This is a genomic window from Amycolatopsis sp., from assembly GCF_035546795.1.
Taxonomy (GTDB): domain Bacteria; phylum Actinomycetota; class Actinomycetes; order Mycobacteriales; family Pseudonocardiaceae; genus Amycolatopsis_E.
Window position 1 is genome coordinate 1 of the sequence record NZ_DASZWC010000041.1, and the last position, 9,808, is coordinate 9,808.

A 9,808-nucleotide genomic window follows, 5' to 3' on the forward strand; every position below is an offset into this window, starting at 1 on the left:
GGTGACCACCCCGGCCGGTACTCCCACGCCCTCGAAGGCCAGCCCGCCGCACCCACCCGAAGGCCGTGTTCAGGTTCACCCCGACGCCTCGCGACGCCACCGAGACGTTGCCACCTTCCCACCTTCCCGCTCCAGCGCCTCCAAGAACCTCCCTCGCAACTCCGGTAACACCACGATCCCCGCAACACCCTGCAATCCAGGATGTTGCGGAGATCGCTAGAACCCGCCGGTAGCGGAGGGGGCTCAGGCCTGCAGGCCGGCCTCGATGTCCAGCTCGATCTTGACCTTGTCGCCGAGTACGGCGCCGGGGATGCTCGCGCCGACGCCGAAGTCGGTCCGGCTGATCTCGGTGGTGGCGGAGACGCCCAGCACCTTGCTGCCCGGGGCCATGCCGTCGCCGAAGCCGCCCAGTTCGGCGTTCAGGGTGACCGGCTTGGTCACGCCGTGCAGGGTCAGCTCGCCGTCGATGAAGAAGTCGCCGTCCTCCACGCGCACCGCGGTGGAGGTGAAGCTCATCTCCGGGAACTGCTCCACATCCAGGAAGTCGGCGCTGCGGACGTGCTCGTCGCGCTGCTCGTTGTTGGTGTCGACGCTCGTGGTCTTGATGGTCGCGGTGACCGTGGACTCGGTCACGTTCTCCGCGGTCACGATGGTGGTCTCGACCTGGTCGAACCGGCCGCGGACCTTGGAAACGCCGAGGTGGCGAACGGTGAAGGTGACGTCGGAGTGGGTACCGTCGATGACCCAGGTGCCCGCGGTGTACCCGGGGATCTCGGTGGTGGGCGCGCTCATGGGCTTACTCCTTGGTTGGCGGAACTGACGATTGAACTCTCAACCGAGAGACTAGCGCGCGATGATTGAGCCTTCAACTAGGGGTAGGATAGATCTCATGTCCCGATCCCCCCGCTGGCTGGACGACGACGAGCAGCGTGTGTGGCGCGAGTTCAGGACCGCCGTCGACCTGCTGCGCGGTCACGTCGAGAACCAGCTCCAGCGCGAGTCGGGCATGCCGCATACCTACTACGAGGTGCTGGCCGTGCTTTCCGAAGCACCCGAGGGCACCCTGCGGATGAGCGAACTGGCCCTGCGGTGCCGGTCCTCCCGCAGCCGCCTCTCGCACGCCGTGGCCCGGCTGGAGGACAACGGCTGGGTCCGGCGCTTCACCTGTGACACCGACAAACGCGGCTCCTTCGCCACTCTGACCGCCGCGGGGCGGGCCGCCGTCGACGCCGCCGCGCCGGGGCATGTCGAGGCTGTGCGGGAAGCGCTGTTCGACGCGCTCACCCCCGAGCAGGTGAGCGCGCTGGGGGAGATCAGCGCCGCGATCCGGCTCAACCTCACCCCGCGCTGTGCCGCGGCGATCGCCGAAATGGAGGCCGCCGAGGAGCCCTCGGCGCGCTGATCGGCCCGTTTCGCGCGCCGCCGCGTCGAGCACGGACGACGTGTCGATAGGCTGCGGTCCGAAAACATCTCCTATTCGCACTCCCCAGGTGACGTTGACAGCGATGAGAATGCCGGCCGACTCTCCCGAACCGCAGATCTGATGCTCAACATCTTCGCGCGCGCGTCGGTCTCCCGCGCCCTCGACCCGCTCGGCCACGCGCTGCTGCGGGCCGGGGTCACGCCCAATGTCATGACCGCCATCGGCACCGTCGGCGCGCTCGCCTGCGCGATCGGGTTCTTCCCCACCGGGCTGCTGCTGTGGGGCACGTTCACGGTGTGGGGCTTCGCCATGCTCGACCTGCTCGACGGGGCGATCGCGCGGGCACGCGGGCACGGCACCCCGTTCGGCGCCGCGCTCGACGCCACGTGCGACAGGCTGGTCGACGGCACCCTGTTCGCCGCCATCGCGTGGTGGTGCTTCGTCGAGGAGCACAACCTGCGTGCCGCCGCGGCGACCCTGATCTGCCTCGTGCTCGGCCAGGTCATCTCCTACGTCAAGGCGCGGGCCGAGGCTTCGGGCTTGTCCGCCGACGGTGGCCTGATCGAACGGGCCGAGCGGCTGATCATCGCGCTCGTCGGCACCGGGCTGCAGGGTTTCGGGCTGCCTTACCTGGTCGAAGGCACGCAGTGGCTGCTCGCCGTGCTCTCCGCGATCACCCTGGCGCAGCGCGTGTTCGCCGTTGCCGCCTCGGCGAGAGCGCGGGAGCGGGAGGCCCATCCATGACAGGACTCGCCCAGCGCGCGACCGACCTCGGTTACGCGCTCGGCTGGCAGCTGGTTCGCCGCCTGCCGGCGAGCGTGGCTTCGGCGGCGTTCGCGCTGGGCGCCGACTTCGCGGTGCGCCGGGGCGGGCCGGGCGTGCAGCAGTTGCGGCGCAACCTGGTGCGGGTGGTACCGCAGGCCGACACCATGGAGCTGGACGAACTGACCCGCCGCGCCCTGCGCTCCTACGCCCGCTACTGGCAGGAGATGTTCCGGCTGCCCGCCATGGACCACGCCGCGGTCGCGTCCAAAGTGGACGAATCGATCACCGGGGTGGAGAACATCGAGGCCGCGCTCGCCGAAGGCAACGGCGCCGTCTGCGTGCTGCCGCATTCGGGGAACTGGGACGCGGCCGGGCTGTGGATGGTCGGCTACGCCGGGTCGTTCACCACCGTCGTGGAGCGGCTGAAACCGGAGTCGGTGTACCGGCGGTTCGTGGATTTCCGCGAATCGCTCGGGTTCGAGCTGCTGCCCACCAGCGACCCCGGCTCGTTCCGCCTGCTGCTGCGGCGGCTGCGCGAGAACAAGATCATCTGTCTGGTCGGGGACCGGGACCTCACCCGGAGCGGCATCCCGGTGACGTTCTTCGGCGAGGAGACCAAGATGCCCGCCGGGCCCGCGCGGCTCGCCGCCAGCACCGGTGCCGCGCTGCTGCCGGTGGGCTCGTGGTTCACCGAGGACGGCTGGGGCATCCGCGTGCACCCGCGGATCCGGGTCACCCAGCGCGCCGAGGTCCCGGCCGCCACGCAGGCGATCGCGGACATCTTCGCCGGGGACATCGCCGCCCACCCCGCCGACTGGCACATGATGCAGAAGCTGTGGTCGGCCGACTTCGCCGAGGCCCCAGCGGTGGGACAGGAGGCGGCGGCGGGGTGAAGATCGGCATCGTCTGTCCGTATTCGCTCGACGTTCCCGGGGGAGTGCAGGGGCACGTGGTCGATCTGGCCCGTGCGCTGCTGGCCCGCGGGCACCAGGTCTCCGTGCTCGCGCCCGCCGACGAGGACGCCGACCTCCCGCCGTTCGTGCATCCCGCGGGCAAGGCGCTGGGCATCCCGTACAACGGCTCGGTCGCGCGGCTGCAGTTCGGGCCGGTCTCCTACGCGCGGGTGCGGCGCTGGCTGCGCGAAGGCAATTTCGACGTGCTGCATCTGCACGAACCGGCCGCCCCCAGCCTCTCGCTGCTCGCGCTCAAGGTCGCCGAAGGCCCGATCGTGGCCACGTTCCACACCTCCACCCCGCGCTCGCGCACGCTTTCGGCGTTCCAGCCCGTGCTGCGGCCGTTGCTGGAAAAGGTCACCGCCCGGATCGCCGTGTCCGCGCTGGCGCGGCGCGTGCAGGTCGAGCATTCGGGTGGGGACGCCGTGGAGATCCCCAACGGGGTCGACGTGGACTTCTTCTCGCGCGCCCGTCCGCTCGACGGCTACCCCCGCGCGGGCGGCACGCTCGGCTTCGTCGGCCGGTTCACCGAGCCACGCAAGGGAATGGACGTGCTGCTCGCGGCGTCGCGGCAGCTGCTGCCGCAGTTCGAGGAGCTGAAACTGCTCGTCGTCGGGCGCGGCGAGCCCGAGGAGCTGCGCCGGATGGCGGGCCCGGAACTGGCCCCGCACATCGAGCTGCTCGGCCAGGCCAGCGACGAGGTCAAGGCGCGGGCGCTGCGCAGCGTGGACGTGTACTGCGCGCCGAACACCGGGGGCGAGAGCTTCGGCATGATTCTCACCGAGGCGATGGCCGCCGGTACCGCGGTGGCCGCGAGCGGGCTCGACTCGTTCCGGCGCGTGCTCGACGACGGCCGGTCCGGCGCGCTGTTCCCGGTCGGCGACCCCGACGGCCTGGCCGAGGTCCTGCGGGACCTGCTCGGCGACCCGGCCCGGCGCGGTTCGCTCGCCGCGGCGGCGGGGGAGCGGGTGGCCATGTACGACTGGAACGTCGTGGTCACCCAGGTGCTGCGGGTGTACGAGACGGCGGTGGCCGCCGACCCGCGCCGGGTGGTCCCGGAAGAGGTGCCGCGGTGAGCACTTTCGTTGTCCTGGTGGCGATCCTGGCCGCGATCGTGGTGCTGGGCGGGCTGCTGCTGGTGGCGACCGCGAACCGGCTCGACCGCCTGCACGTCCGTCTCGACGCGGGCTGGGCGGCGCTCGACGCCGCACTCGCACGCCGCGCCGTCGTCGCGCGGGCCGTGGCCGTCGGGGCACTGTCCGGTGTGGAGGCCGCCGCGGTGCTGCAGGCCGCCGACGCCGCCGAAGCCGCGCCGCGCACGGAGCGCGAGTCGGCGGAGAACGAACTGACCAAGGTGCTCGGCTCGGTCGCGCGGGACACCTTCCCGCCGCGCCTCGCCGACGAGCTGTCCGACGCCGAGCATCGCGTCGTCATCGCCCGCCGCGTGCACAACGACGCCGTCCGCGACACCCTCGCGCTGCGGCGCCGGCGGAAGGTGCGGTACTTCAAACTCGCCGGCACCGCGCCGCAGCCGGAGTACTTCGAGATCGTGGAACCCCTGCCCTGAGTGGCACACTCGCTGCATGTCCGATCCCTGCGCCGTCGCACACGGCGAAGAAGACGAACGAGCCACCGGCACCCGCACCCTGGTCGCGGTCTTCGCCGGGCCCGTCGCGGAATATCTGCTCAAGTACGGGGCCGACCTCGGCTACCGCACCGTGTCCTACGACCCGGCGGACGGCGCACTGCCCACGCTGGGCGAGGACACGGATGTCGTCGTCACCGACCACCACCGCGAGGAGCTGGGCCCGGTGCTGCGGGACGTGCTCGCCCGGCCGGTGCGCTGGGTCGGCGTGATGGGCAACCCCCGCCACCCCGGCCCGCATGTCGAGGCCCTCAAGCAACTCGGCGTCGCCCCGGCGGACATCGAGCGCGTGCACCGCCCGGTGGGCCTGAACATCGGCTCCCGAACCCCGCCCGAAATCGCGCTCGCGACGCTGGCCGGCCTGGTCGCCGACCGCAATGGCAGGCCAGGCGGCTTCGCGTTCTGAACCGGTGCTACCCGGCCGTCGTGACCCCTTCCGGTAGCGGGTCGAAGCGGGCGTGCCGTCTCGTGAACGTCGCCGTGCCCGACGTGAGCGAGCGCAGGTCCGTGGCGTAGCGAAGCAGCTCCGAGGCGGGCACCTCCGCGCGGATCACGGTGCGCCCGCCGCCCGCGGACTCCGTGCCCAGCACCCGGCCCCGCCGCGAGGACAGGTCCCCGAGCACGCTCCCGAGATGCTCGTCGGGCAGCCGGACCGCCACCTCGTCGAGTGGCTCCAGCAGGTTGATCCGCCCGTTGGCCGCCGCGTCCTTCAGCGCGAGCGCGCCTGCCGTCTGGAAGGCCGCGTCCGACGAGTCGACGCTGTGGGCCTTGCCGTCGACCAGGGTGACCCGCACGTCCACCACCGGATGCCCGGTCGCGAGCCCCTTTTCGAGCTGCGCCCGGACGCCCTTCTCGACGCTCGGGATGAACTGGTGCGGTACCGCGCCGCCGACGATCTTGTCGACGAACTCGAAGCCCGAACCCCGCTCCAGCGGCCGCACCTCGATGTCGCACACGGCGTACTGGCCATGCCCGCCCGACTGCTTCACGTGCCGCCCGTGTCCCTTCACCGGCCCGGCGAACGTCTCCCGCAGGCTGATCTTCACCGGCTCGGTGTCCACCTCGGCGCCACCGGCCCGCAGCCGCGACAACACGACGTCGGCGTGTGCCTCGCCCATGCACCACAACACGAGCTGGCTGGTCTCCGGATTGCGTTCCAGGCGCAGCGTCGGATCACCGGCGACGAGCCGGGAAAGGTTGCGCGCCAACGTATCCTCGTCGCTGCGGTTGTGCGCGACGATCGCCACCGGCAGCAGCGGCTCCGGCATCGCCCACGGTTTCATCAGCAGCGGATCGTCCGGATAGGACACCGTGTCCCCGGTTTCCGCCGAGCCGATCTTCGTCAGCGCGCACAGGTCCCCGGCGACGCAGTAGGGCACCTCACGCAGGTTGGCCCCGAGCGGTGAATACAGGTGCGCCACGCGTTCGTCCGCGTCGTGGTCCTCGTGCCCGCGCTCGGCGAGCCCGTGCCCGGAGACGTGCACCGGGCGTTCGGGGCGCAGCGTGCCGGAGAAAACCCGGACCAGCGAAACCCGGCCCACGTAGGAGTCGACCGCCGTGCGCACGACTTCCGCGGCCAGCGGGCCGTCCGGATCGGCCGTCAGACTCGCGTGCGGCGACCCGTCCACCGAACTCACGTCGGGCAGCGGGTGCTCCAGCGGGGACGGGAAGGCCCGCGCCGTCACCTCCAGCACCTCCGCGAGCCCGAGCCCGCTGGTGGCGCACACGGGGATGACCGGGTGGAACGTGCCGCGCGCGACGGCCGTCTCCAGGTCGCCGATCAGCGTGGCCTCCGGGATCTCCTCCCCGGCGAGGTAGCGGTCCATCAGGGACTCGTCCTCGCTCTCGGCGATGATCCCCTCGATGAGCTCGTTGCGGGCCTCGGTCATCCGGTCCAGATCGGCCGGATCGGGTTCGCCGAGCACCGGCGGATAGCCCTTCGAGTAGTCGAACAGCCGCTGCGTGATCAGCCCGACCAGGCCGGGTCTGTCACCGCTGGCGGGCAGGTACAGCGGCAGGACCCCGGCCCCGAACGCCGCCTGGCAGGCCGCGATCTCGGTGGCCGCGTCGGCGCGCTGGTGATCGAGCCGCGCGACCACCACCGCGCGCGGCATCCCCACCGCGGCGCATTCCTCCCACAGCGCGACCGTCGCCTCGTCCACGCCCTCGGCGGCGCACACCACGAACAGCGCGGCGTCGGCGGCGCGCAGGCCGGCGCGCAGCTCGCCGACGAAATCGGCGTACCCGGGCGTGTCGATCAGGTTGATCTTGATCCCGTCGTGCAGGACGGGCGCGACGGCGAGGCCCACCGAACGCTGCTGGCGCACGGCCGCCGGATCGTGGTCGCAGACCGTGGTGCCCTCCACGACGGAACCGGCCCTGCTCACGGCGCCGGACACGGCGAGCAGGGCCTCGGTGAGGGTGGTCTTGCCGGATCCCGACGGCCCGACCAGGACGACGTTGCGCACCTGGCGCGGATCGTCCACAGCGACCGCGGCCCCGGAATCGCCGTTTCTCGCTTGCTTTTCGGCCATGATCAGGCCTCCCGGGACGTCGTTGTCGGTAACGGGTGTGCCTCCGATCACACACCTGTCGGCCACGCGCGGGCAACCCCGTGTCCACCAGGTAACCCGACTGGCTCGCGCCGGCCGGAAAGTGGCCTTCCGGAATAGGGCCTCATTGGCTCAGGAAGCCGGTCCATTCGGACCTAAACTGGAGGTCGCAAGTTTCCGGCGTTTCCGAAAGGCGTCCCCCGTGACCGAAGTTCAGCCCACTGGTTCCCCCGTGTCCGAGCGCGGCACCGCCCGCGTCAAGCGCGGGATGGCCGAGATGCTCAAGGGCGGCGTGATCATGGACGTGGTCACCGCCGACCAGGCCAAGATCGCCGAGGACGCCGGTGCCGTCGCCGTGATGGCACTCGAGCGCGTGCCCGCCGACATCCGCGCCCAGGGCGGCGTGGCCAGGATGAGCGACCCCGACCTGATCGACGGGATCGTCGAGGCGGTGTCCATCCCGGTGATGGCCAAGGCCCGCATCGGGCACTTCGTCGAGGCCCGCGTGCTGCAGGCGCTCGGCGTGGACTACATCGACGAGTCCGAGGTGCTCACCCCGGCCGACTACGCCAACCACATCGACAAATGGGCGTTCACAGTGCCCTTCGTCTGTGGCGCCACCAACCTGGGCGAGGCGCTGCGGCGGATCAACGAGGGCGCGGCGATGATCCGCTCCAAGGGCGAGGCCGGCACCGGCGACGTCTCCAATGCCACCACGCACATGCGCAGGATCCGCGCGGAGATCGCCCGCCTCACCTCGCTGCCCGAGGACGAGCTGTACGTGGCGGCCAAGGAGCTGCAGGCGCCGTACGAGCTGGTGCGCGAGGTCGCGGAGAAGGGCAAGCTGCCCGTCGTGCTGTTCACCGCCGGCGGCATCGCGACCCCGGCCGACGCGGCGATGATGATGCAGCTCGGCGCCGAGGGCGTGTTCGTCGGCTCCGGCATCTTCAAGTCCGGCGAACCGGCGAAGCGCGCCGAGGCGATCGTCAAGGCCACCACCTTCCACGACGACCCGGATGTCATCGCGAAGGTCTCCCGCGGCCTCGGCGAGGCGATGGTCGGTATCAATGTCGACGACGTGCCCGAGCCGCACCGCCTGGCCGAACGCGGCTGGTGACCGGGCTTCCACGATCGAGCGACCGGGTCCCACTCTCCAGCCGGAGGGTGGGACCCCGCGCTTACACTGAGGAGGATGAGTGAGGGCGAAACCGGTGATCGGAGTACTCGCTCTCCAGGGTGACGTGCGTGAGCACGCCGCGCTGCTGGAGCGGGCCGGAGCCGAAGCGCGGCCAGTGCGCCGGCCGGCCGAACTGGCCGCCGTCGACGGAATCGTGCTGCCCGGCGGTGAGTCCACCACCATGTCCCGGCTGCTGGAGACCTTCGAACTGCTCGCCCCGCTGCGCGAACGGATCGCCGCGGGACTGCCCGTCTACGGCTCGTGCGCGGGGATGATCCTGCTGGCCAGGCAGGTGCTGGACGGCCGCCCGGACCAGCGCCAGCTCGACGGGCTGGACGTGATCGTCCGGCGCAACGCGTTCGGGCGGCAGGTCGACTCGTTCGAGGCCGACCTGGATTTCGCGGGCCTCGACGGCCCGGCCGTGCACGCCGTTTTCATCCGCGCCCCCTGGGTGGAAAAGGCGGGCGACGGGGTGGAGATACTGGCCAGGGTGCCGGACGCCGCCGGTGCCGGGGACGCGGCCGCTAGGATCGTCGCAGTCCGGCAGGGACCGGTGCTCGCCACCGCCTTCCACCCGGAGCTCACGGGGGACGATCGCGTGCACCGTTTGTTCGCGGGCATGGTGCGCGACGCATGGAACGAAAAGATGGAGGAGAGATGAGCGGCCACTCCAAGTGGGCTACGACAAAACACAAGAAGGCCGCCGTCGACGCCAAACGTGGCAAGCTGTTCGCGAGGTTGATCAAGAACATCGAGGTCGCGGCGCGGACCGGCGGCGGTGACCCGGACGGCAACCCGACGCTGTACGACGCCATCCAGAAGGCGCGCAAGAACTCCGTGCCCACCGACAACATCGACCGCGCGGTCAAGCGCGGGTCCGGTGCCGACGCCGGTGCGGCCGAGTACCAGACGATCATGTACGAGGGGTACGGCCCTGGCGGTGTCGCGCTGCTCGTCGAATGCCTCACCGACAACCGCAACCGGGCGGCGTCCGAGGTGCGCACCGCGATGACCCGCAACGGCGGCACCATGGCCGACGCGGGATCGGTGTCCTTCCTGTTCAGCCGCAAGGGCGTGGTGATCGTGCCGCAGGAGGGCACCTCGGAGGACGACGTGCTGGCCGCCGTCCTCGACGCGGGCGCCGAAGAGGTCAACGACCTCGGCGAGGCCTTCGAGGTGGTGTCCGAAGCCACCGACCTGGTGGCCGTGCGCACGGCGCTGCAGCGCGCCGGGATCGACTACGACTCCGCCGAAGCGAGCTTCCTGCCCTCGGCCAGCACCCCGCTGGACGCC

11 protein-coding genes are annotated in these 9,808 nt (G+C 71.2%); 9 read left to right on the forward strand and 2 right to left on the reverse strand.

Annotated elements, in window-relative coordinates; translation table 11 throughout:
- Positions 1 to 243: 243 nt before the first annotated feature.
- Complete coding sequence (locus VHD82_RS23795; protein WP_325707986.1) at positions 244 to 792, reverse strand: YceI family protein; 549 nt, start codon at positions 790 to 792, stop codon at positions 244 to 246.
- Positions 793 to 889: 97 nt separating this feature from the next.
- Between VHD82_RS23795 and VHD82_RS23800 the strand changes: the two genes are divergently transcribed.
- The 6 genes from VHD82_RS23800 (at position 890) to VHD82_RS23825 (ending at position 5,192) form a co-directional block, all read left to right on the forward strand.
- Positions 890 to 1,402 carry a MarR family winged helix-turn-helix transcriptional regulator gene (locus tag VHD82_RS23800; protein ID WP_325707989.1) on the forward strand — a complete coding sequence of 171 codons (513 nt, stop codon included), beginning with the start codon at positions 890 to 892 and terminating at the stop codon, positions 1,400 to 1,402.
- Between the two features lie 141 nt (positions 1,403 to 1,543).
- A complete protein-coding gene (gene pgsA / locus VHD82_RS23805) occupies positions 1,544 to 2,167 on the forward strand; it encodes a phosphatidylinositol phosphate synthase (protein ID WP_325707995.1) in 624 nt (207 codons plus the stop codon).
- Positions 2,164 to 3,081 (forward strand): phosphatidylinositol mannoside acyltransferase, encoded by a 918-nt coding sequence (locus VHD82_RS23810; RefSeq protein WP_325707999.1) that lies wholly within the window; start codon positions 2,164 to 2,166, stop codon positions 3,079 to 3,081. Before pgsA ends, VHD82_RS23810 begins: the two co-directional genes overlap by 4 nt.
- Positions 3,078 to 4,217 carry a glycosyltransferase family 4 protein gene (locus VHD82_RS23815; protein WP_325708002.1) on the forward strand — a complete coding sequence of 380 codons (1,140 nt, stop codon included), beginning with the start codon at positions 3,078 to 3,080 and terminating at the stop codon, positions 4,215 to 4,217. The genes VHD82_RS23810 and VHD82_RS23815 overlap by 4 nt, the downstream gene beginning before the upstream one ends.
- Positions 4,214 to 4,708 (forward strand): NUDIX hydrolase, encoded by a 495-nt coding sequence (locus VHD82_RS23820; RefSeq protein WP_325708005.1) that lies wholly within the window; start codon positions 4,214 to 4,216, stop codon positions 4,706 to 4,708. The genes VHD82_RS23815 and VHD82_RS23820 overlap by 4 nt, the downstream gene beginning before the upstream one ends.
- Before the next feature lie 16 nt (positions 4,709 to 4,724).
- The gene (locus tag VHD82_RS23825; RefSeq protein WP_325708009.1) at positions 4,725 to 5,192 is read left to right on the forward strand and encodes an XdhC family protein; all 468 of its coding nucleotides are present in this window, start codon (positions 4,725 to 4,727) and stop codon (positions 5,190 to 5,192) included.
- Positions 5,193 to 5,199: 7 nt separating this feature from the next.
- Here VHD82_RS23825 and VHD82_RS23830 read toward each other — a convergent pair whose 3' ends face one another.
- Complete coding sequence (locus tag VHD82_RS23830; RefSeq protein ID WP_325708012.1) at positions 5,200 to 7,320, reverse strand: elongation factor G-like protein EF-G2; 2,121 nt, start codon at positions 7,318 to 7,320, stop codon at positions 5,200 to 5,202.
- A gap of 220 nt (positions 7,321 to 7,540) precedes the next feature.
- Between VHD82_RS23830 and pdxS the strand changes: the two genes are divergently transcribed.
- The 3 genes from pdxS to VHD82_RS23845 form a co-directional block, all read left to right on the forward strand.
- Positions 7,541 to 8,455 (forward strand): pyridoxal 5'-phosphate synthase lyase subunit PdxS, encoded by a 915-nt coding sequence (gene pdxS / locus VHD82_RS23835; protein WP_325708014.1) that lies wholly within the window; start codon positions 7,541 to 7,543, stop codon positions 8,453 to 8,455.
- A 79-nt stretch (positions 8,456 to 8,534) separates the two neighbouring features.
- Positions 8,535 to 9,176 (forward strand): pyridoxal 5'-phosphate synthase glutaminase subunit PdxT, encoded by a 642-nt coding sequence (gene pdxT / locus VHD82_RS23840; protein ID WP_325708016.1) that lies wholly within the window; start codon positions 8,535 to 8,537, stop codon positions 9,174 to 9,176.
- On the forward strand, positions 9,173 to 9,808 hold a 636-nt coding region (locus tag VHD82_RS23845; RefSeq protein WP_325708018.1), incomplete at its 3' end, for a YebC/PmpR family DNA-binding transcriptional regulator. The genes pdxT and VHD82_RS23845, both read left to right, overlap by 4 nt.

Coding starts and splice junctions, on each gene's coding strand:
- VHD82_RS23795 (WP_325707986.1), bottom strand. CDS start 792: ATGAGCGCGCCCACCACCGAGATCCCCGGGTACACCGCGGGCACCTGG.
- VHD82_RS23800 (WP_325707989.1), top strand. CDS start 890: ATGTCCCGATCCCCCCGCTGGCTGGACGACGACGAGCAGCGTGTGTGG.
- pgsA (WP_325707995.1), top strand. CDS start 1,544: ATGCTCAACATCTTCGCGCGCGCGTCGGTCTCCCGCGCCCTCGACCCG.
- VHD82_RS23810 (WP_325707999.1), top strand. CDS start 2,164: ATGACAGGACTCGCCCAGCGCGCGACCGACCTCGGTTACGCGCTCGGC.
- VHD82_RS23825 (WP_325708009.1), top strand. CDS start 4,725: ATGTCCGATCCCTGCGCCGTCGCACACGGCGAAGAAGACGAACGAGCC.
- VHD82_RS23830 (WP_325708012.1), bottom strand. CDS start 7,320: ATGGCCGAAAAGCAAGCGAGAAACGGCGATTCCGGGGCCGCGGTCGCT.